This window comes from Pectobacterium odoriferum, assembly GCF_009931295.1.
Lineage (GTDB): Bacteria > Pseudomonadota > Gammaproteobacteria > Enterobacterales > Enterobacteriaceae > Pectobacterium > Pectobacterium odoriferum.
In genome coordinates this window covers 4,618,775-4,643,830 of sequence record NZ_CP034938.1, presented here as the reverse complement: position 1 = coordinate 4,643,830, position 25,056 = coordinate 4,618,775, and the positions used below count along the sequence as shown (strand labels likewise).

The 25,056-nt window shown below is 49.8% G+C and carries 23 protein-coding genes, 2 tRNA genes and 1 rRNA gene; 20 read left to right on the top strand and 6 right to left on the bottom strand.

From position 1 onward, the window contains the following. Positions 1-127 precede the first annotated feature (127 nt). The 7 genes from rrf to yjfF all read left to right on the top strand — a co-directional run bounded on the left by rrf (position 128) and on the right by yjfF (position 5,569). Positions 128-243: ribosomal RNA gene (rrf, locus tag EO763_RS20940) — 5S ribosomal RNA — on the top strand. Between the two features lie 52 nt (positions 244-295). Further along, a tRNA-Asp gene (locus EO763_RS20935) sits at positions 296-372 on the top strand. A gap of 54 nt (positions 373-426) precedes the next feature. Next, positions 427-502: transfer RNA gene (locus EO763_RS20930), tRNA-Trp, on the top strand. Positions 503-942: 440 nt separating this feature from the next. Further along, the gene (gene ytfQ / locus EO763_RS20925; protein WP_161530090.1) at positions 943-1,899 is read left to right on the top strand and encodes a galactofuranose ABC transporter, galactofuranose-binding protein YtfQ; all 957 of its coding nucleotides are present in this window, start codon (positions 943-945) and stop codon (positions 1,897-1,899) included. A gap of 190 nt (positions 1,900-2,089) precedes the next feature. Next, entirely contained in the window at positions 2,090-3,610 is a 1,521-nt protein-coding gene (ytfR, locus tag EO763_RS20920; RefSeq protein WP_161530089.1) for a galactofuranose ABC transporter, ATP-binding protein YtfR, read from the top strand. Then, positions 3,597-4,607, top strand: a complete 1,011-nt coding sequence (gene ytfT, locus EO763_RS20915) for a galactofuranose ABC transporter, ATP-binding protein YtfT (protein WP_161530088.1) — start codon at positions 3,597-3,599, stop codon at positions 4,605-4,607. Before ytfR ends, ytfT begins: the two co-directional genes overlap by 14 nt. After that, on the top strand, positions 4,607-5,569 hold the full coding sequence (gene yjfF / locus EO763_RS20910) for a galactofuranose ABC transporter, permease protein YjfF (protein ID WP_161530087.1): 963 nt from the start codon (positions 4,607-4,609) through the stop codon (positions 5,567-5,569). The genes ytfT and yjfF overlap by 1 nt, the downstream gene beginning before the upstream one ends. 21 nt (positions 5,570-5,590) lie before the next feature. Here yjfF and hdfR read toward each other — a convergent pair whose 3' ends face one another. After that, positions 5,591-6,418: an HTH-type transcriptional regulator HdfR gene (gene hdfR / locus EO763_RS20905; RefSeq protein WP_039487968.1), complete on the bottom strand. Its 828-nt coding sequence runs from the start codon at positions 6,416-6,418 to the stop codon at positions 5,591-5,593. Positions 6,419-6,538: 120 nt separating this feature from the next. Between hdfR and EO763_RS20900 the strand changes: the two genes are divergently transcribed. Continuing rightward, positions 6,539-6,877, top strand: a complete 339-nt coding sequence (locus EO763_RS20900; RefSeq protein ID WP_010283921.1) for a MaoP family protein — start codon at positions 6,539-6,541, stop codon at positions 6,875-6,877. Positions 6,878-6,936: 59 nt separating this feature from the next. Here the strand turns inward: EO763_RS20900 and EO763_RS20895 are convergent, their stop codons facing one another. Then, entirely contained in the window at positions 6,937-8,463 is a 1,527-nt protein-coding gene (locus tag EO763_RS20895; protein ID WP_161530086.1) for a YifB family Mg chelatase-like AAA ATPase, read from the bottom strand. Positions 8,464-8,870: 407 nt separating this feature from the next. Here EO763_RS20895 and ilvL point away from each other — a divergent pair, with 407 nt between their 5' ends. The 10 genes from ilvL to EO763_RS20845 all read left to right on the top strand — a co-directional run bounded on the left by ilvL (position 8,871) and on the right by EO763_RS20845 (position 17,810). Next, positions 8,871-8,969: an ilv operon leader peptide gene (ilvL, locus tag EO763_RS20890; RefSeq protein ID WP_071531109.1), complete on the top strand. Its 99-nt coding sequence runs from the start codon at positions 8,871-8,873 to the stop codon at positions 8,967-8,969. A 140-nt stretch (positions 8,970-9,109) separates the two neighbouring features. Continuing rightward, on the top strand, positions 9,110-10,756 hold the full coding sequence (gene ilvG, locus EO763_RS20885; protein WP_161530085.1) for an acetolactate synthase 2 catalytic subunit: 1,647 nt from the start codon (positions 9,110-9,112) through the stop codon (positions 10,754-10,756). A gap of 79 nt (positions 10,757-10,835) precedes the next feature. Continuing rightward, positions 10,836-11,096 (top strand): acetolactate synthase 2 small subunit, encoded by a 261-nt coding sequence (ilvM, locus tag EO763_RS20880; protein WP_039492866.1) that lies wholly within the window; start codon positions 10,836-10,838, stop codon positions 11,094-11,096. 25 nt (positions 11,097-11,121) lie between these two features. Then, a complete protein-coding gene (locus EO763_RS20875; protein ID WP_039508688.1) occupies positions 11,122-12,048 on the top strand; it encodes a branched-chain amino acid transaminase in 927 nt (308 codons plus the stop codon). A 198-nt stretch (positions 12,049-12,246) separates the two neighbouring features. Next, complete coding sequence (gene ilvD / locus EO763_RS20870; protein ID WP_161530084.1) at positions 12,247-14,097, top strand: dihydroxy-acid dehydratase; 1,851 nt, start codon at positions 12,247-12,249, stop codon at positions 14,095-14,097. Positions 14,098-14,102: 5 nt separating this feature from the next. Beyond that, a complete protein-coding gene (gene ilvA, locus EO763_RS20865; RefSeq protein ID WP_039493001.1) occupies positions 14,103-15,647 on the top strand; it encodes a threonine ammonia-lyase, biosynthetic in 1,545 nt (514 codons plus the stop codon). Between the two features lie 276 nt (positions 15,648-15,923). Next, positions 15,924-16,133, top strand: coding sequence for a hypothetical protein (locus EO763_RS20860; RefSeq protein ID WP_161530083.1), 210 nt, complete (start codon positions 15,924-15,926; stop codon positions 16,131-16,133). Positions 16,134-16,160: 27 nt separating this feature from the next. Next, entirely contained in the window at positions 16,161-16,640 is a 480-nt protein-coding gene (locus tag EO763_RS20855) for an Hcp family type VI secretion system effector (RefSeq protein WP_103158239.1), read from the top strand. Positions 16,641-16,782: 142 nt separating this feature from the next. Next, on the top strand, positions 16,783-17,373 hold the full coding sequence (locus tag EO763_RS20850; protein WP_102116959.1) for a lysozyme family protein: 591 nt from the start codon (positions 16,783-16,785) through the stop codon (positions 17,371-17,373). Next, positions 17,370-17,810 (top strand): lysozyme inhibitor LprI family protein, encoded by a 441-nt coding sequence (locus EO763_RS20845; protein WP_102116958.1) that lies wholly within the window; start codon positions 17,370-17,372, stop codon positions 17,808-17,810. The genes EO763_RS20850 and EO763_RS20845 overlap by 4 nt, the downstream gene beginning before the upstream one ends. A gap of 149 nt (positions 17,811-17,959) precedes the next feature. On the opposite strand, the gene EO763_RS20840 is transcribed toward EO763_RS20845, so the two are convergent. After that, the gene (locus EO763_RS20840) at positions 17,960-18,859 is read right to left on the bottom strand and encodes a hypothetical protein (protein WP_161530082.1); all 900 of its coding nucleotides are present in this window, start codon (positions 18,857-18,859) and stop codon (positions 17,960-17,962) included. A gap of 421 nt (positions 18,860-19,280) precedes the next feature. On the opposite strand from EO763_RS20840, the gene EO763_RS20835 reads away from it, so the two are divergent. Then, positions 19,281-20,024, top strand: a complete 744-nt coding sequence (locus tag EO763_RS20835) for a DUF2461 domain-containing protein (RefSeq protein ID WP_161530081.1) — start codon at positions 19,281-19,283, stop codon at positions 20,022-20,024. An 18-nt stretch (positions 20,025-20,042) separates the two neighbouring features. On the opposite strand, the gene EO763_RS20830 is transcribed toward EO763_RS20835, so the two are convergent. Together EO763_RS20830 and ilvY are read right to left on the bottom strand one after the other, a co-directional pair. Continuing rightward, a complete protein-coding gene (locus EO763_RS20830) occupies positions 20,043-20,843 on the bottom strand; it encodes a lysozyme inhibitor LprI family protein (RefSeq protein ID WP_161530080.1) in 801 nt (266 codons plus the stop codon). Next, on the bottom strand, positions 20,840-21,730 hold the full coding sequence (gene ilvY / locus EO763_RS20825) for an HTH-type transcriptional activator IlvY (RefSeq protein WP_039363271.1): 891 nt from the start codon (positions 21,728-21,730) through the stop codon (positions 20,840-20,842). Before ilvY ends, EO763_RS20830 begins: the two co-directional genes overlap by 4 nt. 168 nt (positions 21,731-21,898) lie before the next feature. Between ilvY and ilvC the strand changes: the two genes are divergently transcribed. After that, positions 21,899-23,377, top strand: coding sequence for a ketol-acid reductoisomerase (gene ilvC, locus EO763_RS20820; protein WP_039487964.1), 1,479 nt, complete (start codon positions 21,899-21,901; stop codon positions 23,375-23,377). Positions 23,378-23,490: 113 nt separating this feature from the next. Here ilvC and putP read toward each other — a convergent pair whose 3' ends face one another. Then, entirely contained in the window at positions 23,491-24,975 is a 1,485-nt protein-coding gene (gene putP / locus EO763_RS20815; protein WP_161530079.1) for a sodium/proline symporter PutP, read from the bottom strand. Between the last annotated feature and the right edge of the window lie 81 nt (positions 24,976-25,056).

Sequence of the window (25,056 nt, the reverse complement as noted above, 5' to 3'; positions counted from 1 at the left end):
AACACCGAAGGTGTTTTGAGATGACTCAAAAGACAATACTCAGCTTGTTCAAAGATTGGTTCTGATGGTTGTACAGATAAGAAGCGAAAGCAACTTAAGTGCAACGGTTGGGATGAAACAGAATTTGCCTGGCGGCGATAGCGCGGTGGTCCCACCTGACCCCATGCCGAACTCAGAAGTGAAACGCCGTAGCGCCGATGGTAGTGTGGGGCTTCCCCATGTGAGAGTAGGGAACTGCCAGGCATCAAATTAAGCAGTAAGCCGGAGCAATCTGGTGGTTGTAGAGAAATTCGGTGGAGCGGTAGTTCAGTTGGTTAGAATACCTGCCTGTCACGCAGGGGGTCGCGGGTTCGAGCCCCGTCCGTTCCGCCACTCATTTAAAATTATGCCTGCTAACTTTAGCAGGCATAATATTAAGCGTAATTTAGGGGCGTAGCTCAGTTGGTAGAGCACCGGTCTCCAAAACCGGGTGTCGCGAGTTCGAGTCTCTCCGCCCCTGCCAAATAAAACCCTTCACGTTATCGTGAAGGGTTTTTTCTGATCTGTACTTTATACTCGATCCTGTCTTGTATCCCTCTTTCCAATTTCTCCGTTATTTCTCCCTTCTGGATGTCTAATTAATCTAACGTGTTGTTATTTAATAGATAAATTTTTCTGATGTGTTGTTGATAGATCGTGCTGATTTAGCTGTAAATATGCACAAAATCACCGTAATACCAGGTTGTGAACTTGCTCATCTACCTTGTTCGATATTTGAACTAAAACTATCTACAACCTGAGTGAACGGTAAATCGTTTTTCAGAACGATCCTTCAGGTCGCATTCACTTGTTAGTAGTATCTGCCAACATCACATCGATAGCGCTATAGCAGAAATTCGTAGCGCTATGTTGTACCTGAAATCTGACTAAGTAGCTGTAAGACTACGCAGGAGGAGTTTAAGTATGTACAGACGTTTACTGGTAGCTGTTGCTGTAAGCACGGCGTTGTGTGGTGCCGTACAGGCAAAACCCTTAACTGTTGGTTTTTCCCAGATTGGTTCAGAATCAGGATGGCGCTCTGCGGAAACTAAAGTATCAAAGCAGGAAGCCGAGAAGCGTGGAATAACGTTAAAAATAGCTGATGCTCAGCAGAAGCAGGAGAATCAGATTAAGGCTGTGCGGTCGTTCATCGCTCAGGGCGTAGATGCCATATTTATTGCGCCAGTCGTCGCGACAGGTTGGGCACCAGTCTTACAGGAAGCTAAAGAAGCAAAAATCCCAGTGTTCCTGCTTGATAGAACGATTGAGGTTAGCGATCCATCGTTGTACACCGCTGCTATCGCCTCTGATAGCGTCTATGAAGGAAAAGTAGCAGGGGAGTGGCTTGTGAAAGAAGCCGCAGGCAAACCTTGTAATGTTGTTGAATTACAGGGAACGGTTGGGGCTAGCGTTGCGATAAACCGTAAGAAAGGGTTTGCTGACGGTATAGCTTCAGATCCACAGATAAAAATTATTCGCTCACAGTCGGGAGACTTTACTCGCAGCAAGGGTAAAGAGGTCATGGAAAGCTTTATTAAAGCTGAGCAGAACGGAAAGAATATCTGTGCGGTCTATGCACATAATGATGACATGGCTATAGGTGCTATTCAGGCAATTAAAGAAGCTGGCCTGAAACCTGGTTCACAAATAAAAGTTGTCTCCATTGATGGTGTCCCTGATATTTTCAAAGCCATGATGAATGGCGAAGCTAATGCCACCGTTGAATTAACACCTAATATGGCCGGGCCTGCTTTTGATGCTTTATTAGCGATGAAGAAGGACGGGAAACAGCCTAAAAAATTCATTCAAACCGAATCACGTTTATTACTGCCTGACACAGCAAAACAGGAATATGAAACCAAGAAAGACCTTGGTTATTGATATTTATATTATGGATTTATCATTGATATAAATTTTGCTAAATACCTGGCAGAAACATGAATATGGAAAAGTGGGCTTGCGATGCTTTCTGCACCGTTTAATCACGGGACAGTGAATATTGTCAGCCTACTTACCATAATATTGCTCAGGTGTGACGTAGCCTTGTTAAGTTGCCGCATAGGTGATGCTGATGGAAACGACACGGTTGTTAGATATTCGGGGCATGAGCGTTGAGTTTCCGGGGGTAAAAGCATTAGATCAAGTGGACTTCACGCTTAATCGTGGCGAAATAGTGGCGCTATTAGGAGAGAATGGCGCAGGGAAATCAACGTTAATTAAGGCGTTGACTGGTGTTTATCATCGCTCATCTGGTGACATTATCCTCGATGGTATTGCGATTAATCCTGTAAATACGGCTCATGCTCAGTCGTTGGGTATTGGTACGGTCTATCAGGAGGTCAATCTATTACCGAACCTGTCCGTTGCAGCAAATCTATTTATTGGCCGTGAGCCCACTCGCTGGGGCATCGTGGATCAACATAAAATCCTGCGTCAGGCCGAAGCGCTTTTATTGAATTATGGGCTGATGATCGATGTTAGCCATCCGCTTGGTAATTACTCCATCGCAGTTCAACAAATTGTGGCCATTGCCAGAGCTATCGATCTTTCCGCTAACGTTTTAATTCTTGATGAGCCCACCGCAAGCCTTGATGCAAAAGAAGTCGATATGCTGCTGGATATATTGCGGAAGTTGCGCGATCGCGGAATCGGAATGATATTTGTGACGCACTTCCTTGATCAGGTTTACCGCATTAGCGACAGAATTACCGTTTTACGCAATGGACGGCTAGTTGGAACATTGCCTGCTGCGGAATTACCACGTATTGAATTAGTCCAAATGATGCTGGGGCATAGTTTTGATGAAACGTTACTGAAGTGTAGCAAACATAGTGACGTCTCAGGGGAGCCCATTGTGCAGTTTAAACATTATGGTCGGCGTGGCTCGATTAATGACTTCGAGCTTTCCGTGCGCCCGGGAGAAATCGTTGGCCTTGCTGGTCTACTGGGTTCCGGTCGGACAGAAACCGCGCAGCTGATATTTGGTATTAATGTGCCTGATGCCGGAGAAGCAAGGGTTGATGGTAAACAAGTCAGTATTCGCACACCGCGTGCAGCAGGAAAGCTCGGCTTTGGCTATTGCCCTGAGGATCGTAAGACCGATGGTATTGTCGGTGCAGCAACGGTACGAGAGAACATCATTCTGGCGCTTCAGGCGCAGCGCGGCTGGCTGAAGCCTATTTCTCTACGTGAGCAAACCCGTATTGCTGAAAAATTTATCAGCCTGTTAGGGATTCGTACGCCCAGTCCAGAGCAGGAAATTCAGTATCTATCGGGTGGGAATCAGCAAAAAGTCCTGCTATCGCGCTGGCTGGCGACAGAACCGCGCTTCTTGATTTTGGATGAACCAACACGAGGGATCGATGTCGGTGCGCATGCTGAAATTATTCGCCTGATCGAAAAACTGTGTGAGCAGGGGATGGCCTTACTCGTGATCTCTTCTGAATTGGAAGAACTGACCGGTTATGCGGATCGCATCATTGTGCTGCGTGACAGGCAGCACGTTGCGCATCTCGAACATAATGAGATCTCGGTTGCCGCAGTGATGCAGGCAATCGCAGTACAAACGGGAGCAGCTGATGACAGACAATAACGTCAAACCTGCCAAAAAAGTCCGCCTAACGTTCACCAAAGGGGTGCCACAGCTTCTCGCGCTCGTTGCCATCTTGTTGATTGATAGCATGGTCGCGCCCAACTTCTTCTCCCTCCACATTCAGGATGGGCGCTTGTTCGGTAGCCTTATCGACATCCTTAACCGCGGTGCCCCCGTTGCGCTGCTGGCATTAGGTATGACGTTGGTGATTGCCACCGGCGGTATCGATTTATCGGTGGGCGCAGTTATGGCGATTGCTGGAGCGACGGCCGCAACACTGACCGCTGCTGGTCATCCACTCCCTTCTGTACTGCTGACTGCGCTATTGGTTGGTGCACTGTGTGGGCTATGGAACGGTTTTCTGGTTGCGGTGTTACAGATTCAGCCGATTGTAGCGACGTTAATGCTGATGGTTGCTGGGCGAGGCATTGCTCAGCTGATTACCGAAGGTCAAATTATCACGTTTGATAACGCCGGGTTGGCTAAGCTGGGCAGCGGGACCCTGTTCTATCTACCCATGCCAGTGATTATTGCCTGCGTAATGCTGTTGGCGCTGTGGGTTTTGACGCGTAAAACGGCGCTTGGGCTATTTATCGAGTCTGTCGGTATTAATTTGCGATCGGCTCGCAACGCTGGCGTGAGTACGAAGCTGGTATTGGTCGCAGCTTATGTCATATGCGGCGTGTGTGCGGCCGTAGCGGGCGTTATCGTGACGGCAGATATCCGCGGGGCGGATGCGAACAACGCGGGCCTCTGGCTGGAATTAGACGCGATTCTGGCTGTGGTGATCGGTGGAGGTTCGCTACTTGGAGGCCGTTTTAATTTGCTGCTCTCTGTCGTCGGTGCCTTGATTATTCAGAGTATGAATACTGGCATCCTGCTGTCTGGCTATCGGCCGGAATTCAACTTGGTTCTGAAGGCACTCGTCGTTCTGCTGGTTTTGGTTATGCAATCCCCGCGTATTTCGTTGCACCACCTATTCAGGAGGAAAACATAATGTTGAAACGCCACTTCCCCCTGTTGATGACGATTCTGGTCTTTATTGCTGGCTATTTATTCTGTCTCAGCCAGTTTCCCGGCTTTGCTTCGACGCGAGTGTTCTTTGATTTACTGACGGATAACGCTTTTCTGGGGATCGTGGCGGTTGGGATGACGTTTGTCATCCTGTCTGGCGGGATCGATCTCTCTGTTGGGTCAGTCATTGCATTTACCGGTGTGTTACTGGCCAAATTGATCGGTACGTATGGTATTGATCCTTTCTTTGCGTTCGCAATAGCGCTGGTTATGGGCGCAATGTTTGGTGGGGTGATGGGATGGATTATCGACACGCTGAAGTTGCCTGCCTTTATTATCACGCTGGCAGGTATGTTCTTTGTCCGAGGAATGAGCTTTATCGTCTCACAGGAGTCGATTCCAATCGATCATCCGGTCTATAGCCAGTTGGCGGGTTTAGCATGGCGCATGCCGGATGGGGGAAGGTTTACCTTTCTGGCGTTAGTGATGTTGATTGTGGTGCTGTTGGGGATTGTGATAGCGCATCGAACCCGTTTCGGTAACCGTGTTTATGCGATTGGTGGTAGCAGCTATTCTGCGGAACTGATGGGGGTGCCTGTCAGGCGAACTACGATTCATATCTACATGTTTTCCAGTACGTTAGCGGTGCTGTCAGGTATTGTATTCTCTCTCTACACCTCCGCGGGTTATGCCCTGGCGGCAAGCGGTGTGGAGTTGGATGCCATCGCAGCTGTCGTGATTGGTGGCACACTACTGACCGGCGGTGTTGGTACCGTATTGGGAACCCTATTTGGCGTACTGATTCAGGGCCTGATTCAGACGTATATCACGTTTGACGGCACCTTGAGCTCATGGTGGACAAAAATCGTCATTGGTTTCCTGTTGTTTGCTTTTATTGGGTTACAGAAAGCGTTAAGCACATTCTGGTTAGCCAGACGTGCTTAAGTTGGTCGTGAGCAAAATCGCTCATGGATTAATCACAATAGGCGTTTTCAGCAACTGACGAATCATCGTCTGTTGATCGCTGTTTTGTAACCAAACAGCGTAAAACGGGCGCACGACGGGCTGACTGTCGCCGACTATCCGCAGGTTGGAGTAGGTTTGTAACCAATGGCTGGGTAAAAACGCGCAGCCACCGGTTGTTTCAAGCAATTGACGGGTTAACTGGGCCGACGTTGTTGTCAAAACAGGAAGCTGATCGCTGGTTAATAGGCGGTGTTCTTGCTGATGAAAGTCTGCGCCCCACTCCAATTTTATATAAGGCAGTTCCTGTCCGGGTGGGTGTGCTTCTGCTGCAAACAGCGAAAGGGAGAAATTGCCCAGCAGCTGGCTTGCCAATTCTTCCATTTTTGGCTGTTCGGTCGTAATCAACAGATCCAACTGACGCTCATGGAGTTGTTTTACCAGCGAGTGGCGTAAGGCAATTCGCGCTTCTAGCTGGAGCAGTGGGCGCTGTTGGTACAGCGATTGTAGCCAGGGGGTCAGATAGGCCTCCCAGAGCGACGCGGTTGCCCCTACCGAAAGTAGGCTGTGTTGTTGCGAGCGTGCGACCTCTTTTTTAGCGATCTGCCAGGTACCGATAAGGCTTTCTGCATAGGGCAGAAGCCGTTCACCGGCGGGCGTCAGGCGTATATTGTTTCGATGGCGCGTGAACAGGTTGGCACCAAGCTGCGTCTCTAACTGGCGAATCCGAAAACTCACCGCTGACTGCGTGAGATACAGGGATTCGGCGGCACGGCCAAAGTGTCTTGTCCTGCTGACTTCCAGAAAGGTTTTTAGTAATTCGGTATCCACGCCCATCTCCAAAAAAATTTTGTCGTAATGATTTAAATGTTTTGTTTTACACAATGTCAAGCCTATCTAATACTCCGCGCCATAAACAACACGACCATAGAAGAATTAGGAGCGTGTAAGATGGCAGAAAGCTTCTCTACCACTAATCGTTTTTTTGATAACAAGTTCTACCCGCGTGGTTTTTCCCGACATGGCGACTTTACGATTAAAGAAGCACAATTGTTGGAGCGCCACGGTTACGCGTTTAACGAGCTGGATTTGGGTAAACGTGAACCAGTGACTGAGGAAGAGACATCGTTTGTTGCAATGTGCCGCGGCGAACGTAAAGCGGAAACGGAACTGGAAAAAATCTGGTCCAAATATCTGGATCGTATTCGTCGTCCTAAACGCTTCCATACGTTGTCTGGTGGTAAGCCACAGATGGACGCGGTGGAAGAATACACTGAAAGCGATGATTAATTAAGAATGGGGCGTTAGTAGCCCCATTTCCTTTTGTGGCGAATAATATAGCGCCCTTGCTATTCAAGGCTTTTGTGGAGCTGGATGAGCAATCGATCCATACAGCGATAGCTCAGCGCTTCGGCAAGGTGTTTTCTCTCAATGTTGCCCCGATCACCGAGGTCAGCGATCGTGCGCGCGACTTTCAATATCCTGTGCCAGGCGCGTACGGATAAGCCAAGTTTGTTCATCACCTCTTCCAGATAGGCCGCATCAGCCATCTCCAATCCGCAGTGTTTTTCTATTTCACGTGAAGTGAGTAGTGCGTTGATTTTATTTGCCCGCTTCAACTGTATTTGCCGTGCGGTCAGCACGCGTTCGCGAATCGTCGCGCTGCTTTCGCCTTGATAATGTTGCTGAGATAACACCCCCGGTGGTAGCAAAGGAACTTCGATAGAAAGGTCAAAGCGATCCAAAAAGGGACCGGAAAGTTTGCTGAGATAGCGCAGTATTTGTTGTGCTGGCAATCGGTTATGAATGCCCTGATAGTGTCCTGATGGACTGGGATTCATTGCGGCAACGAGCTGCACGCGTGCTGGGTAGCATACTTTGGCTCGAGTGCGAGAGATGATAATTTCACCGGACTCCAGAGGCTCTCGTAGTGAGTCCAGGACGCGCCGCTCGAACTCCGGTAATTCATCCAGAAACAGCACTCCGTTGTGGGCGAGCGAGATTTCTCCGGGTTTGGGTAATGACCCACCACCCACCAGTGCAGCCATGGAAGAACTATGATGAGGTGATCTGAATGGCCTTGCTCGCCAGCGCGTCATGGTGGCATCAATGTTGATTAGGCTGTTGATCGCGGCACTTTCTAACGCTTCTTCATCGCTTAACGGCGGCATCAGATTGCCTAATCGACTCGCCAGCATGGTTTTCCCTGTTCCCGGTGGCCCTAGCAAGAGCAGGTTATGACCGCCTGCCGCCGCGATTTCCAACGCGCGTTTAGCTTGCTCCTGACCGATGATATCCTTCAAGTCGAGCGTATCTTCCCCTATCTGTGGAACGGGCGTCATATCGGAACAACTGAGCAATTCCTCTTCTCCGCTGAGAAAAGCACACACGTCCAACAAATGCCCGGCCATTAGCGCTTCACCCTGTGGTATCAGCGTCATCTCCCGTTTATTGTCATCTGGCAGGATAAGCTGGCGGCCTGCTTTTATGGCTTCTAATGCGGCGGGAATCGCGCCATTGACGCCACGTAAGGTGCCAGACAGGCCGAGTTCGCCAAGAAACTCGTAGCGGCTTAGCTTTTCACCATCGATTTGTTCTGAGGCTGCCAGAATCGCCAGAGCAATCGGTAGATCGTAGCGTCCCCCTTCTTTTGGCAGGTCTGCGGGGGCGAGATTGACCGTGATGCGCTTTGCTGGAAAGGTAAATCCGCAATTGATGAGTGCGCTGCGCACGCGATCGCGCGCTTCCTTGACGGTGGTTTCTGGTAAACCCACCAGCGTTAGGGCCGGCAGCCCGCTGCTGATGTGAACTTCGATATAAACGTCCGGTGCTTGTACACCAATCATTGCCCGAGTATAGGTAACTGCCAATGACATGCTATTTCCCCTTTGCTGATGATGTGCATCATGTCTGGCAAGGGAGAAGAAGTAGAGACCGTCTTCGCCAGTCTGCGCGGCGGTGTCATGAAATAATTCACTGTTTCAGTAATGAGTAAAATTTGTGCGCGATGTGTCGCAATTATCTAAGATGAACCGATCGCTTAATGCTATCCGGCGATCGACGACGCCCGTTTTCATTTGCCACGTTTCTCATACAACGCTCATTTTTACGCCAACAGGCGAAAATAATTGGATGCGCTTCTACCTTATGATTACGTTGTGTTTTTTCCCGTATCATAGGTAATCCTTACGGGTGGCAATGAAAAAAAATTGTTGTCAGCCCATGTCTGACTGTGATAACTCTGTAGGTATTCGTTCGACAGAAGATTAATGAACAACCTATTATGAAAGCCCTATCCCTAGTGATTAGCCTAGTCGTGATTAGCGTGGTGGTGATTATTATCCCACCGTGCGGGGCTGCACTTGGACGAAGAATGGCTTAGAAATCAAGGCCTAATTCAAGAAAACCCCCGCACCGAAAGGTCGGGGGTTTTTTGTTGGGCGTAATCTATAACGGAAAGGAACAGAAAATGAACATCAGCATAAAATTCTGTTATTCCCATAAGATGTCGGGGAAATAACTATGAATGGAGCACAGTGGGTGGTTCAAGCGTTGCGAGCGCAGGGAGTGGAAACCGTTTTTGGTTATCCGGGGGGCGCGATAATGCCAGTTTATGATGCACTTTATGACGGCGGCGTGAAACACCTGCTGTGTCGCCACGAGCAAGGCGCGGTGATGGCGGCGATTGGCTATGCTCGCTCCACGGGCAACGTGGGCGTCTGCATTGCGACATCTGGCCCAGGAGCAACGAACCTGATCACTGGTTTGGCCGATGCGCTGCTGGATTCTGTCCCTGTGGTCGCGATCACTGGGCAGGTCGGGTCGGCGCTGATTGGCACTGATGCTTTCCAAGAGATCGACGTGCTGGGGCTGTCGCTGGCCTGTACGAAACACAGTTTTCTGGTTGAGTCTCTCGAATCACTGCCGGAAGTGATGGCAGAAGCGTTCGCGATTGCCAACAGCGGTCGTCCAGGCCCTGTTTTGGTCGATATTCCTAAAGACATTCAGCTGGCAGTGGGGGATTTCACTCCAAACTTTGCGCCTGTTGTTAACGATGTCGATTTCCCCGATCAAGATATTGCGCAGGCGTACGCTCTGCTGGCGAAAGCGCAAAAACCGGTGCTGTACGTTGGCGGTGGGGTCGGCATGGCGAATGCAGTTCCGGCACTGCGTGAATTCCTGAGCGTAACGGATATCCCGTCCGTTTCTACGCTGAAAGGGCTGGGTGCCGTGGATGCCAATCATCCCTATTACCTCGGTATGATTGGTATGCACGGCACGAAGGCGGCGAACCTGATTGTGCAGGAGTGCGATTTGTTAATCGCGGTTGGGGCGCGTTTTGATGACCGAGTGACCGGTAAACTGAACGCCTTCGCGCCCCATGCCAGCGTGATTCACATGGATATCGACCCAGCAGAGTTGAGCAAATTGCGTCATGCTAATGTCGCGTTGCAAGGCGATCTGAACGCGATATTACCTGCGCTGCAACAGCCGCTGAACGTCAGCGCGTGGCGCCAGCAGGCGACCATGATGAAGGCGGAATACCCGTGGCGTTATGATCATCCCGGTCAGGCGATTTATGCACCTGCGCTGCTGAAAACGATCTCCGAACGAATGGATGCGGATACTGTGGTCACGACCGATGTGGGCCAGCACCAGATGTGGGCCGCACAGCATATGACGTTCAGCCGTCCTGAGAATTTCATCACTTCCAGCGGTCTCGGCACGATGGGCTTCGGCGTACCCGCTGCGGTAGGCGCACAGGTTGCGCGCCCGGACGACATGGTTATCTGCATTTCCGGCGACGGCTCTTTCATGATGAACGTTCAGGAATTGGGCACCATCAAACGAAAACGGCTGCCGCTGAAGATCGTGCTGCTGGATAACCAACGGTTAGGCATGGTGCGCCAGTGGCAGCAGTTATTCTTTGATGAACGCTACAGTGAAACCGACCTCTCCGATAACCCTGATTTCCTGACGCTGGCAAGTGCGTTTGATATCCCCGGCCAGCGCATCACCCGCAAAGATCAAATTGATGTCGCGTTGGACGCCCTGTTTAACAGCGAAGGCCCCTATTTATTACACGTATCGATTGATGAGTACGAAAACGTTTGGCCACTGGTTCCGCCGGGTGCGGGCAACGAAACGATGCTTGATAAAACCAAGTAAGGCTCGACAAAACCAAACTAAGCTCGACAAAACCGAACAATGGCCGACTTACACAGAATTAAGTGCTGGAGACAACAGAATGACACACCATCAACTTTCGATTCAGGCGCGCTTTCGTCCCGAGGTTCTGGAGCGTGTATTGCGTGTTACTCGCCATCGCGGTTTCAAAGTTTGCGCGATGAATATGGTGCAAACTACCAATACCGATCACATTAATATTGAACTGACCGTTGCCAGCCATCGTTCGGTAGATTTATTGTCAACGCAATTGAGCAAGCTGTTGGATATTGCCTGCGTTGACATTAAACCGATGACGACATCACAGCAGATCAGCGCCTAACGCAAAAGAGTAAGGAAAAAGAAGAATGACAAAAAAAGCGGATTACATTTGGTTCAATGGCGAGATGGTTCCATGGGCTGAGGCAAAAGTACACGTCATGTCGCATGCCCTGCATTATGGCACCTCCGTCTTTGAAGGCGTTCGTTGCTACAATTCACATAAGGGCCCGGTGGTTTTCCGTCACCGTGAGCACATGCAACGTCTGCGTGATTCGGCAAAAATCTACCGTATGCCCGTCGCGCAAAGCGTAGATGAGCTGATGGAAGCCTGCCGTGAAACGCTGCGTAAAAATAACCTGACCAGCGCCTATATTCGTCCACTGGTGTTCATTGGTGATGTGGGTATGGGTGTTAACCCGCCAGATGGTTATCAAACCGATGTGATCATCGCCGCCTTCCCGTGGGGCGCGTATCTGGGTGAAGAGGCGCTGGAAGCAGGCATCGATGCGATGGTGTCGTCCTGGAATCGCGTGGCGGCGAATACCATTCCAACCGCCGCAAAAGCGGGTGGCAATTATCTGTCCTCTCTGCTGGTGGGTAGCGAAGCGCGTCGCCACGGCTATCAGGAAGGGATCGCGTTGGATGTCCACGGCTATGTTTCCGAAGGTGCGGGCGAGAACTTGTTTGAAGTGAAGGACGGTATTATCTTCACGCCGCCGTTTACCTCTTCGGCGCTGCCAGGTATTACGCGTGACGCTATCATCAAACTGGCGAAAGACGCAGGTTATGAAGTGCGTGAGCAAGTGCTGTCCCGCGAGTCACTGTATCTGGCCGATGAAGTTTTCATGTCCGGTACTGCGGCAGAAATTACCCCCGTGCGCAGCGTCGACGGCATTCAGGTCGGTGCTGGCAAACGCGGCCCGGTCACCAAAGCCTTGCAGCAGGCGTTCTTCGGCCTCTTTACGGGTGAAACCGAAGATAAATGGGGCTGGTTGGATCCGATAAATCGTTAAATTATATACCCTAAATAGTTCGAGTTGCAGGAAGGCGGCGACGCAGAGAATCCTCAGGAGCTTACATCAGTAAGTGACTGAGGTGAGCGAGGAATGCCAACGCACATGCAGCTTGAAATATGACGGGTATAGAGACAGACAGTCAGGCGGTGACTCGTTCCGTCATCGCCAAATTCGTAATTTTTGGAGTAAAAGAGCATGCCTAAGTACCGTTCAGCCACAACCACACACGGCCGTAATATGGCGGGTGCCCGAGCCTTGTGGCGCGCCACCGGGATGACCGACGACGATTTTGGTAAACCGATTATCGCGGTGGTTAACTCCTTCACCCAATTCGTGCCGGGCCATGTGCACTTGCGCGATCTGGGGAAACTGGTTGCCGAGCAGATCGAAGCCTCCGGCGGCGTCGCGAAAGAATTTAACACCATTGCAGTTGATGACGGTATCGCGATGGGACACGGCGGCATGCTCTATTCCCTGCCTTCTCGTGAACTGATCGCCGACTCCGTGGAATACATGGTCAATGCCCACTGTGCGGATGCAATGGTGTGTATTTCCAACTGCGACAAAATCACCCCGGGGATGTTAATGGCGTCGCTGCGCCTGAATATTCCGGTGATTTTTGTTTCTGGTGGCCCGATGGAAGCGGGGAAAACCAAGCTATCCGATCAGATCATCAAGCTGGATCTGGTGGATGCGATGATTCAGGGCGCGGACCCGAAAGTCTCTGATGAACAGAGCGAGCAGGTGGAGCGTTCTGCCTGTCCGACCTGCGGCTCCTGCTCCGGTATGTTTACCGCTAACTCCATGAACTGCCTGACCGAAGCGCTGGGCTTATCTCAACCGGGCAACGGTTCGCTGTTGGCGACGCACGCTGACCGTAAGCAACTGTTCCTGAACGCGGGCAAACGCATTGTCGGTCTAGCGAAGCGTTACTACGAGCAGGATGATGCAAGCGTATTACCGCGCAACATCGCCAATAAAGCCGCATTTGAAAACGCCATGGTTCTGGATATTGCGATGGGCGGTTCCACCAATACCGTTCTGCATCTGTTAGCCGCGGCGCAGGAAGGTGACGTGGACTTCACCATGACCGACATCGACAGACTGTCACGTCAGGTTCCTCATCTGTGTAAGGTGGCGCCGAGTACGCAGAAATACCATATGGAAGACGTACACCGCGCGGGCGGTGTGATCGGTATTCTGGGGGAACTGGACAGAGCGGGTCTGCTGAACCGTGAAGTGAACAACGTGCTGGGCAAAACGCTGCCGGAAACACTGGAAGCCTACGACGTCATGCTGACGCAGGATGACAGTGTGAAAAGCATGTATTCCGCTGGCCCTGCGGGTATCCGTACGACCAAAGCGTTTTCTCAGGATTGCCGCTGGGATTCACTGGATACCGATCGTCAGGAAGGCTGCATCCGCTCGCGTGAATATGCCTACAGTCAGGATGGCGGGTTGGCCGTGCTGTACGGCAATCTGGCAGAAAATGGCTGTATTGTGAAAACTGCAGGTGTGGATGAAGGTAGTTTGGTATTCCGCGGTCCGGCAAAAGTTTATGAAAGTCAGGATGATGCGGTAGACGCTATTCTGGGCGGTAAAGTTGTGGCGGGCGATGTGGTTGTGATTCGCTACGAAGGGCCAAAAGGCGGGCCGGGCATGCAGGAAATGCTGTATCCGACCACCTACCTGAAATCGATGGGATTGGGTAAAAGCTGTGCGTTGATCACCGACGGACGCTTCTCCGGCGGTACCTCGGGTCTGTCTATCGGCCATGCGTCTCCTGAAGCGGCCAGCGGCGGCACCATTGCTCTGGTACAGGACGGTGACACCATCGCGATTGATATTCCGAACCGCAGCATTGCGCTGGTTCTAGATGATGCAGAGTTAGCGAGCCGCCGCGAAGCGGAAGAGGCGAGAGGCGAGCAAGCCTGGACGCCACATAATCGTGAACGTCAGGTGTCTTTTGCGCTGCGTGCGTACGCTAGCCTGGCAACTAGCGCAGATAAAGGCGCTGTGCGGGATAAAAGCAAGCTGGGAGGCTAATGCTGATGGCTGTGTCACAACCTCTTCCTGCCGCGCCGGGGGGCGCGGAATACCTGCGGGCGATCTTGCGGTCGCCAGTGTATGAAATCACGCAGGTCACACCGCTGGAGAAGATGGATAAGATCTCTTCGCGGCTGGGTAATGTCATTCTGGTAAAACGTGAAGACAGGCACGCGGTGCACAGCTTCAAGCTGCGTGGTGCGTATGCGATGATGGCAGGTCTGAGCGATGAGCAAAAATCTCACGGTGTGGTAACGGCATCAGCCGGTAACCATGCGCAGGGTGTTGCGCTCTCTTCCAGCAAGCTGGGGATTAAATCGCTGATTGTGATGCCGGTAGCGACAGCTGATATCAAGGTGGATGCGGTGCGGGGTTTTGGCGGCGAAGTGCTGCTACACGGTGCCAACTTTGATGAGGCCAAGGCCAAGGCTATTGAGCTGTCAGAGCTGGAGCATATGACCTTTCTGCCGCCGTTCGATCATCCTGCGGTGATTGCTGGGCAGGGCACGCTGGCGATGGAACTACTACAGCAGGATGCGCATCTGGACCGCGTGTTTGTGCCGGTTGGTGGTGGTGGTCTGGCGGCAGGTGTTGCCGTGCTGATCAAACAGCTGATGCCGCAGATTCAGGTGATCGGCGTAGAAGCGGAAGATTCCGCCTGTCTGCGTGCGGCGCTGGATGCGGGTCAACCGGTCGATCTGGCACGTGTCGGGCTGTTTGCCGAAGGCGTGGCGGTGAAACGTATCGGCGATGAGACTTTCCGCCTGTGTCGGGAATATCTGGATGACGTGATTACCGTCGACAGCGATGCCATCTGTGCGGCAGTGAAAGATCTGTTCGAAGATGTCCGTGCGATTGCTGAACCCTCTGGGGCGTTAGCCTTGGCGGGGATGAAAAAATACATCCAACAGCATCAGATTAAGGGCGAGCGTCTGGCACATATTTTGTCCGGTGCAAACGTCAACTTCCACGGGTTACGTTACGTTTCCGAGCGTTGCGAGCTAGGTGAACAGCGTGAAGCCTTGCTGGCCGTGACGATCCCCGAGAAACAGGGAAGCTTCCTGAAATTTTGCCAACTGTTGGGCGGCCGTTCTGTTACCGAGTTCAACTATCGCTACGCGGATGCCAAAGACGCCTGCATTTTTGTCGGTGTGCGTTTGACGCGCGGCTATGCGGAACGGCAGGAGATTATCGCCGAGCTGTCCGCAGACGGTTATGAAGTGGTGGATTTATCCGATGATGAAATGGCGAAGCTGCACGTTCGCTATATGGTCGGCGGACGCCCTTCCAAACCGCTCCAGGAACGGCTGTATAGCTTTGAGTTCCCAGAGTCGCCGGGCGCGTTACTGAAATTCCTGCATACGCTGGGGACGCACTGGAATATTTCGCTGTTCCATTACCGCAGCCACGGCACGGATTTTGGCCGCGTGCTGGCCGCGTTTGAACTGGATGCGGGCGATCGGGAATTCGAGCAGCACCTACAGGCGCTGCGTTATGAATGTCACGACGAAACCAATAACCCAGCGTTCCGTTTCTTTTTAGCGGGTTAATTGCTGAGGAAAAGAAAAAACACGGCGGAATATTCGCCGTGTTTTTATTAAGAGCACAGTTCTGTTGGTTATTACTAATCGATGGAATGTTCTTTTTTTTCTTGTTAGGTGAATATCTAACTCATTAATGTAACCATTAATATAGGTTGCTTAATATATCCTGGTGAATTATTTAATTTTTTATTTGGATGGTTTTTCGTATTGTTGTGAATATTGCTAATTATTATTCTTTGGGTTATCTTGTGCCGCAGTGAAGATCACACATGGAGCCCGCGTATGAAAAATAAAGAAAAACTGGTTTCTCAGTTAAATGACCAATTAAAAGAGAGTGTCCTTAATAGTTCATTACCTCCTGAAGAGATATTAGCGTTGATGATGAGGCTATGCCTTTCTCTGATGCAAGTGACCCAAAGCAACCTTGTGGAAATGAAAACGTCAGATGGACGAAAACTTTCACTCAGGATTGATACTCCGTCAGTTCATTAATAATATTTATTCTTAGGAGTTAATAAGATGTCGAGTGTTATTTATTTGGAATTAACGGGCGATAAACAGGGGTTAATTTCTTCTGGTTGTTCAACATTACAGTCAATTGGTAATAGAAGCCAAATTGGTCATGAAGATCAAATTCAAGTGTTAAGTTTAAATCACTCAATGAGTCATGCTGATAATCTATCTTGTCATCCTGTTGAAATAATTAAACTTATCGATAAGTCGTCACCGTTGCTTGGTGTTTCTACTTCTTCCAATGAAAAGCTAACTGCAAATTTCTTTTTGTATAGAATAAATTCTGCTGGGCAGCTAGAACTTTTTTATGTCATTAAATTAACAGATGCCCGCATTGTTGATATTTCTTGTCACTATCCACATTCGATTAATGACAATGACGTAATGCCATATGAGAAGGTTTTATTAAAATATAATTCCATATCATGGGAGCACAAAGTTGCGGGAACATCGGGTTATAGTATCTGGAATGATAGTGGTATTTAGTTTTATTTAGTAATAAAATATGCAGTCATTGATAATTATTTTGTCTATGGCTGTTTTTATTAACTAATTAATCACTAACCCAAAGAGATGCTAAATAATTTTGTACATTGGGGCCGCGTATTAATAAAAAGGAATTTACTCAATGCTAAGAGTACCTCAAGGACAAATAACTTTCGATGGAGAAGGGGATGATATTCCCAATAGCCCTTTTTTTAGCCGAGTCATTCACTGGCCAAGAAAGGCTAAGTCTGGTGTGACGCTGGGGCGAGGCTATGATATGGGGGAGAGAACCAAGGGTGAAATCTATTCGGATATGCTCAGAATTGGTATTGGTAGTGAAAAAGCGAATTTGATAGCGAAGGGGGCCGGCTTGAAGAACGGTGCTGCTGCCACTTTCGTGAAACAGTATAAAGAAAAAATTGGCGTGATTACACACCAACAGCAGGTGGAATTGTTTAATATGATTTATGTTGGGTATATAGAAATAGCTAAAAAGCGATACGCTCGTTTTTCCAAAGATGTACCCAATAGGGTCGGTTGGGCTGAACTTCACCCTGCTATTCGAGATATTTTGGTGGATCTGGCCTATCAAGGGATCGCTGGGGAGACGACTATCCCTGTCGCAGCAAAGAATGATATCGAACTGTTAATAAATAAAATAGAAAATACACCGAAGTTGCTAGAGTATGAGGCCGGAAGAAATCGAGCGGGTTATCTAAGGATGAAAAAATGAAACCTATATATTTTTGTATATTGATGTTATTTGTAGTGAACGGTATATCTCCTGCATTTGGTGAAATTTACCTGAACCAATTGAATTTGATGAAAAAAACGTTATGTAAAGACCTAATGAAAGGAGAGAGTTATCATGAAGTGGATATTTGTATTGATCGGATGCTTGCTGATTCGACAGAAAAATTAGAACAAAAAAATAAAGAAGCAATAAGCTTTCTTTCCAAACTTATAACTATGGAAGATGAGGAAAGTGCAGTTAAGCTCTTCAAAGCAGATCAAGCCGCGTGGAAAAATTATGTTGTCCATCGTTGTGCGTATAAAGTACATCCGTATATTAAAGATAGCCCTATTTATTTCTCAGATAAAAGCCTTTGCGAGGCGGTCGAAAACTACAGACGGATCGAGTCGCTAGACGGTGAACTCAATATCCCTTAATACTCATCCTTTAGATAAGTGTGTCACGCCGCCGATGGTGTTTCTCATACGGATTATTTAAGGATGAGGGGGGCGGAGTATATACTTATTTCGATGTTATTATCACAAAGGCCATTTCATTATGGCCTTTGTGTAAAAATAAAATTTAATTATTTAGCCAAAATTCCATAGCTGAATAGATATCCTGTTTGATGAATGAAGTCGTTATATTTTTCATTTTGCTCAACGGAGTGGGAGGATGTTTTTCTGGTGCTGCTAGAGGCTTTTACTAGATCAATGTTCAGTTGAGTGAATTGTTTTCTTAATTTTTCATGAATAGCGGTGTCATCAGTTTCTTTCAAATTTTTTAATAGCTCTACTAATTTTTCTGCTGGTGCCTGAATGCTAGGGTTAAGCCCATTCGTGGCAGGAACATCATAACTAAATACCATATTGATGGAGTCTTTATTTTTTTCTTCGATAGAATTAGTCGCAAGGTTCTCACCATATACCTCTGCAATGTATTCGACTAACTCTGGTTTATCAAAGCATTTAGATTGGATGTTACCACTCGATGTTCTATCATGGACGGTGATTGATTCAGGAAATACTTCGCCTAATTGATAGGTACATTTGAACATGTTTGCATCAATTACAGAAGCATTGGCGCTTCTGACAGCCATCTCTAATTGGTGACCATTAATCATTACCTCATAGGTCATGGGGTTAAATCTTTTTTCCTTGCCTTCGACAGCATAAGCTTCTGATAACGTATAATAAATATAATTATTGGGGTTGATAATTCCACCGTTGTTATTATCAAAAACCATGAATGAAAAACTCTCACCTTTGCTATTTTCTAATATATGTTTGCCTGGTGAAAGTTTTATCGTGTCGCGATGATTCGGTAAAACATCATAATTTTTTCCATCAACCTTAAATGTAAGGTTACTGGCAGTGGGGTTGCTGTAATAAAATACGCCTTTTTGACTGGTTGGATCTAAACTATCACAAGCAGAAACAGAAAGGACGACAATACCGATTAACCCAACTTTTAATGCTGTCTTCATTATATGATTGCCTTGTTACAAATATTTTGTTGTTAATAATTATCGAGATTAAATTATACTAATGTTAACATATTGGTTGCAGTGGTATGTTCTAAATTAAGTCAAATCCTACGACTATTTGCCTATAACGCCTCAGAAATAAATCACATGGATGTATTCTGGGGGGGCGCGAAGAAAAACGGTAACTATAAAATGGTTAACGTTTGTAGAAGGTAAGTAGGGAGCCCTTATTCCTCCTTTGGGAAAATAAAAAATATGTTTGTTTGGGGGGGAAGTTCCGTCATGCGTGACTAACGTTAATAAGACTAGGTTGATTGCCTTGTTGTCACGGTAGAATATGGCCTTTCCACCGCCGATGGTGTTTCAGCGTCAGCGGCGTTATCTTTATGTCATCTGACAGCAACAGGGATGGCATCTCTTTATGGCAACGCAGTTCACAGGTTTTTCTCAAGCGGGTTTAACGTTTCTTCAGCAGGTACGTCAGTACAACGATAAAGCGTGGTTTGACGAGCATCGTGCGGTTTACGATGAGCAACTGGTTGCGCCGTTCCGCACGCTGGTGGATGAACTCAGTCTGACCATGTTGCAGATTGACGACCATTTTGAAACGCGTCCTGCTATCGGCAAAACGCTCTCCCGTATTCACCGCGACACGCGCTTTTCTCACGATAAATCACGTTATCGCAGCCATATGTGGCTCACTTTCAAACGGACACGTAAGGACTGGACGGACGCGCCAGTGTATTTCTTTGAAATCACACCGGATACCTGGCGTTATGGGCTGGGCTATTACAGCGCGACACGTAATACGATGGACCTGTTCCGTCATACGCTGCGCGGGAATCCGTCACAGTTTCTTGAAGTGGCGAGCTGTTTGGGCAATACCTTCACGCTGGAAGGCGAAAGCTACAAACGCCCGTTGATTAAAGGCCAGGAGCCGGAACTGGCTGACTGGTATAACCGTAAGTCGTTTGCCGCGATAGGTACCCGGCAGGATATGGATGCGCTGTTTTCCGGTGATCTGGTGACGGTTCTGTCACAAGGTTTTACCCAGCTTGAACCGCTCTATCATTACCTGATGAACGTCGAAACCATGAAGAAAGCCGCGCAGGAAACGGAGTCCGATACGCGGGCATTTTCGGCGGATAAGTGGTTTGAACGCTAGAATCAGAGTGAGTCAACGCTACGGCGTTTTCTGCTGATCCTGTGGGGTTTTATCGCGCTCCAGCAAAGTGTTAAATAGGTAACCTTCTTCCCGATTGCTGCCGAAGGTGGCGATTTGCAGATGATCATCGTCAATGCAGGTGAGCAGTATTTTCACCTGCTGGCCGAAGCTGCTTTCGCCTTTGCCAATCGCTTGTACATCGCTCATCTGACGGGCCGTGAAGGCAGAATCATCCAGCTTGTTACCGTAGCGGAATGCAATGGATGCGCCGCCCTCAATCTTGCCGCGCTGGTTGGTCATCGTCAGGCTGACGGCGTGGTAGGGCGCTTTCTGGTCATACATCTCCCGAAAATAATCACCCAACTCGCGGTACTCTTCGGCAGAAAGCCCTGACATCACATACTCATAGCTGAATGAACCGTGGAAGCAGGACGTATTTTTCACCGGCGTAATCGGCGAGGGGAGTGCGTGCTGCGCGATGTCATTCAGATAGCGCAGCCGATTTAACTGCTGCTGATAGCGCTGGCGCAGACAGTCTTCGTCTTTGCATTGATCGCGGGTGGTCAGCCAGCTACGCTGAAACTGGTTGAGCGTTTTTTCCCACGGTGCGCTGTTGTCGTACGCCGTCAGGGACGCGCGGGAGGTCTTCCATGTCTGTGCCAGTTCTTCATCCAACTGTCCGAGCAGCGGGCTGGCGCAAATCAGCGTCTCCTGCGCTGAGGCGGCTTTTTCGCAGGAGAAACTGGCGGCTTGCGCAGTGTGGCTGAGGGCGGCCAACGTCACCCCAGCGGCGATGATGGCAGTAAAGGCTATCTTCATGGCGTGTCCTGTAATATGTCCCAAAAGGCGGCAATCAGCGGCTCGCTAAGCCGTTTTTTCTGTACGCACACGCCGAGTTCTAGCGGCTCCATCACCTGTTCGACAAAGACAGAAACGCGGTTGCGTACCGGTTCCGGGCTGTTCTCCAGCACGACGTTGGGAATCAGCGCGATGCCGCAGCCCAGCGCGACCATCGATACCATCGCTTCATGCCCTGAGATGGTGGCGTAAATTTGCGGATTGGTAATGTGGTTGCGTCGGAACCACAGATCGATGCGCTTACGTACTGGGCCGTGTTCCGGCAGGATGAACGGAATCTGCGACCAGTCTGGGTCTGCTTGCCGCACCAGCGACTGCACAGGGCAGGGAAGGGCTGGGATAATCAACGCCAGAGGCAGCTTATCGAGCGGCATGAAATCAACGCTCGCAGGCAACGCTTCCGGGCGTCCTGCAATCCCCAAGTCTCCATCATTCGACTGGATTTTCTCCACGGCATCGGCGGCATCGCCGGTTGTCAGCTTAATTTCTACCAGCGGGTGCAGCGCCCGAAAGCGATCCAGAATCGGCGGCAGGTGGCTGTAGGCGGCGGTGACGGAACAGAAGATCCGCAGCTCGCCGCTTAATGACGGCCCGTGCTGGTCTATCGTGTGGCGTAGCTGCTGGTATTGCAGCAGCGTTTGCTGGGCGAACAGCTTCAGATGCTCTCCGGCATCGGTGAGCTGTACGGTTCGGTTATCACGCAGAAACAGCGTCTGCCCTAAATCCTCTTCCAGCCGCTGAATTTGCCGCGACAGCGTGGACGGGCTGATGTGCATCGCCTTGGCGGTACGGCCAAAGTGCCGGCTTTCTGCGAGGTGCAGGAATAATTTGAGATCACGTAAATCCATGCGATGCAGGCCCCGTTTTTTATCTTGCAAATAGTGCAATGTGACGTTGTTAATATATCAATTTAAGCAACGCAATTCCTGTCATATGATGGGGTCATAGTGAATTCCCATCTGACGGGAATCCTTTTTACGAATAATAGACAAACAAAACCGTATACGGAGCACAACATGGCTAACTATTTCAACACATTAAACCTGCGTCAGCAGCTGGATCAATTGGGCAAGTGCCGCTTTATGGGGCGTGATGAATTTGCCGATGAGGCGAGCTACCTGAAAGGGAAGAAAGTGGTGATCGTCGGCTGTGGTGCTCAGGGTCTGAACCAGGGTCTGAACATGCGTGATTCTGGTCTGGATATCGCTTACGCCCTGCGTGCTGAAGCGATTGCCGAAAAACGCGCATCATGGCGCAAAGCGACCGAAAACGGCTTCACCGTTGGTACATACGAAGATCTGATCCCGCAGGCTGATCTGGTGGTTAACCTGACACCGGACAAACAGCACTCCGCAGTGGTTCAGGCGGTACAACCGCTGATGAAACAGGGCGCAGCGCTGGGCTATTCTCACGGTTTCAACATCGTTGAAGTGGGCGAGCAAATCCGTAAAGACATCACCGTCGTGATGGTGGCACCGAAGTGCCCAGGTACGGAAGTACGTGAAGAATACAAACGTGGTTTCGGCGTACCAACGCTGATCGCGGTTCACCCAGAAAACGATCCGAAAGGCGAAGGCATGGCCATCGCTAAAGCCTGGGCTGCGGCTACCGGCGGCCACCGTGCTGGCGTTCTGCAATCTTCTTTCGTTGCAGAAGTGAAATCTGACCTGATGGGTGAGCAAACCATCCTGTGTGGTATGTTGCAAGCGGGTTCTCTGCTGAGCTTCGACAAACTGGTTGCTGAAGGCACCGATCCGGCTTATGCAGAAAAATTGATTCAGTTCGGCTGGGAAACCATCACCGAAGCGCTGAAGCAAGGCGGGATCACGCTGATGATGGATCGCCTGTCTAACCCAGCGAAACTGCGTGCTTACGCACTGTCTGAGCAACTGAAAGGCATCATGGCTCCGTTGTTCCAGAAACACATGGACGACATCATCTCTGGCGAATTCTCCAGCGGCATGATGGCTGACTGGGCGAACGATGACGTGAAACTGCTGACCTGGCGTGAAGAGACGGGCCAAACTGCATTCGAAAACGCACCGCAGTTCGACGGTAAAATCGCTGAGCAGGAATACTTTGATAACGGCGTGCTGATGGTTGCGATGGTGAAAGCGGGCGTTGAGCTGGCGTTTGAAACCATGGTGAGCTCTGGCATCATCGAAGAGTCGGCTTACTACGAATCACTGCATGAGCTGCCACTGATCGCCAACACCATTGCGCGTAAGCGTCTGTATGAAATGAACGTGGTTATCTCTGATACCGCAGAATACGGTAACTACCTGTTCGCTAATGCTGCCGTTCCATTGCTGAAAGATGCATTCATGGCCTCTCTGCAACCGGGCGATCTGGGCAAAGCGGTCGCGGGTACCGAAGTGGACAACGCACAGCTGCGTGATGTTAACGAAGCTATCCGTAACCACCCAATCGAAACCGTAGGCCACACGCTGCGCGGTTACATGAAAGACATGAAGCGTATCGCCGTTGCGGGTTAATGCCTGTCGGTGATCGAAATAGAAGAGGGCACAGCATTAGCTGTGCCCTCTTTTTTTATCAACGAACTTTTTATCGTCGGACTTTTGTAGCAATAGCAAACGTGCGTGTTTTATTAGACTGACTTATATTTTGTTTCCGCCTGATTGAAGCGGTCGGTAATCGTTTTTGATGGCGATTTACCCAACAGGCTGACGATGAAAATAGTCAGGCTGTTGAAGATGAAACCGGGGATGATTTCATACAGACCCAGCCAGGCGTACTGTTTCCAGATCAACACCGTTGCCGCACCCACGATCATTCCGAGCAGTGCGCCGTTGCGCGTCATACGTGGCCACAGCAGAGAAATCAAAATCACCGGCCCGAATGCAGCCCCGAAGCCTGCCCAGGCATAGCTCACCAGACCCAGTACGCGGTTTTCTGGGTCGAGAGACAGCGCGATAGCGATGATCGCCACGAGCAGTACCATGGCGCGCCCCACCCAGACTAGCTCTTTCTGGCTGGCATTCTTGCGCAGGAATGGCTTGTATAAATCTTCGGTGATGGCGCTGGAACAGACCAGCAACTGGCAGCTCAGTGTACTCATCACAGCCGCTAGAATCGCAGACAGCAGCACGCCAGCAATCCACGGATTGAACAGCAGCATGAACAGCTCGATAAAGATGCGCTCGCTGTTTTGCGCCACGTTGCCTGCCTGATCTGGGTTATTGTTAAAGTAGGCTATGCCGAAGAAGCCCACCGTCACGGCACCGGCCAGACAAAGAATCATCCAGGTCATACTGATGCGGCGTGCGTTGTGCATTGTGTGGTGTGAATCTGCTGCCATAAAACGCGCCAGAATGTGCGGCTGGCCGAAATAGCCCAGACCCCAGCCCATCAACGAGATAATAGCGATAAAATCCAGCCCTTTGAACATGTCCAGATTGGCGGGATTTTTCGTTTCAATCACCATCAGCGAGCTATTGATCCCCCCAAGTGACAGAATGACCATCACCGGTGTCAGGATCAGGGCGAAAATCATCAGGCTGGCCTGAACCGTATCCGTCCAACTCACGGCCAGAAAGCCGCCGATAAAGGTATAGGCGATGGTGGCCGCTGCGCCTGCCCATAATGCGGTTTCGTAGCTCATGCCAAAGGTGCTTTCAAACAGACGAGCCCCCGCTACCACGCCGGAAGCACAATAGATCGTGAAGAAAACCAGAATAACTAACGCGGAAATCACGCGCAGTAATTTACTGTTATCTTCAAAACGATGGCTGAAATAGTCGGGCAGCGTGAGTGCGTTATGGTTTACCTCAGTGTGTACACGCAGACGTCCTGCGACCCATTTCCAGTTCAGGTATGCGCCTAGCGTCAGGCCGATGGCGATCCAGCTTTCGGATATCCCGGAAATGAAAACGGCACCCGGTAACCCCATCAGCAGCCAGCCGCTCATATCGGAAGCGCCAGCCGACAGTGCAGTCACCACGCTACCCATCCGACGTCCGCCCAAAATGTAATCGCCAAAGTTATTGGTGGCACGATAGGCAAACAGACCGATGAGAACCATCCCGAAAATATACACCAGAAACGTCACCAACACGGGTGTGCTTATTGTCATTCAATTCTCCACATTATTTTTCGTGCCGCTATCACGACAACATTGTGTTTTATAGTAACCACTCAGGTCAGGCCGGAACGA

Excerpts from the sequence above, each read along its gene's own strand:
- ytfR (WP_161530089.1), top strand. The coding sequence starts at position 2,090 with ATGGAAACGACACGGTTGTTAGATATTCGGGGCATGAGCGTTGAGTTT.
- EO763_RS20900 (WP_010283921.1), top strand. The coding sequence starts at position 6,539 with ATGGCAGAAAGCTTCTCTACCACTAATCGTTTTTTTGATAACAAGTTC.
- EO763_RS20855 (WP_103158239.1), top strand. The coding sequence starts at position 16,161 with ATGTCGAGTGTTATTTATTTGGAATTAACGGGCGATAAACAGGGGTTA.
- yjfF (WP_161530087.1), top strand. The coding sequence starts at position 4,607 with ATGTTGAAACGCCACTTCCCCCTGTTGATGACGATTCTGGTCTTTATT.
- EO763_RS20860 (WP_161530083.1), top strand. The coding sequence starts at position 15,924 with ATGAAAAATAAAGAAAAACTGGTTTCTCAGTTAAATGACCAATTAAAA.
- ilvY (WP_039363271.1), bottom strand. The coding sequence starts at position 21,730 with ATGGATTTACGTGATCTCAAATTATTCCTGCACCTCGCAGAAAGCCGG.
- EO763_RS20840 (WP_161530082.1), bottom strand. The coding sequence starts at position 18,859 with ATGAAGACAGCATTAAAAGTTGGGTTAATCGGTATTGTCGTCCTTTCT.
- ilvM (WP_039492866.1), top strand. The coding sequence starts at position 10,836 with ATGACACACCATCAACTTTCGATTCAGGCGCGCTTTCGTCCCGAGGTT.
- EO763_RS20845 (WP_102116958.1), top strand. The coding sequence starts at position 17,370 with ATGAAACCTATATATTTTTGTATATTGATGTTATTTGTAGTGAACGGT.
- EO763_RS20850 (WP_102116959.1), top strand. The coding sequence starts at position 16,783 with ATGCTAAGAGTACCTCAAGGACAAATAACTTTCGATGGAGAAGGGGAT.
- EO763_RS20835 (WP_161530081.1), top strand. The coding sequence starts at position 19,281 with ATGGCAACGCAGTTCACAGGTTTTTCTCAAGCGGGTTTAACGTTTCTT.
- EO763_RS20875 (WP_039508688.1), top strand. The coding sequence starts at position 11,122 with ATGACAAAAAAAGCGGATTACATTTGGTTCAATGGCGAGATGGTTCCA.
- ilvA (WP_039493001.1), top strand. The coding sequence starts at position 14,103 with ATGGCTGTGTCACAACCTCTTCCTGCCGCGCCGGGGGGCGCGGAATAC.
- ilvL (WP_071531109.1), top strand. The coding sequence starts at position 8,871 with ATGAAAGCCCTATCCCTAGTGATTAGCCTAGTCGTGATTAGCGTGGTG.
- ytfT (WP_161530088.1), top strand. The coding sequence starts at position 3,597 with ATGACAGACAATAACGTCAAACCTGCCAAAAAAGTCCGCCTAACGTTC.
- ytfQ (WP_161530090.1), top strand. The coding sequence starts at position 943 with ATGTACAGACGTTTACTGGTAGCTGTTGCTGTAAGCACGGCGTTGTGT.
- ilvC (WP_039487964.1), top strand. The coding sequence starts at position 21,899 with ATGGCTAACTATTTCAACACATTAAACCTGCGTCAGCAGCTGGATCAA.
- ilvD (WP_161530084.1), top strand. The coding sequence starts at position 12,247 with ATGCCTAAGTACCGTTCAGCCACAACCACACACGGCCGTAATATGGCG.
- ilvG (WP_161530085.1), top strand. The coding sequence starts at position 9,110 with ATGAATGGAGCACAGTGGGTGGTTCAAGCGTTGCGAGCGCAGGGAGTG.
- EO763_RS20895 (WP_161530086.1), bottom strand. The coding sequence starts at position 8,463 with ATGTCATTGGCAGTTACCTATACTCGGGCAATGATTGGTGTACAAGCA.
- putP (WP_161530079.1), bottom strand. The coding sequence starts at position 24,975 with ATGACAATAAGCACACCCGTGTTGGTGACGTTTCTGGTGTATATTTTC.
- EO763_RS20830 (WP_161530080.1), bottom strand. The coding sequence starts at position 20,843 with ATGAAGATAGCCTTTACTGCCATCATCGCCGCTGGGGTGACGTTGGCC.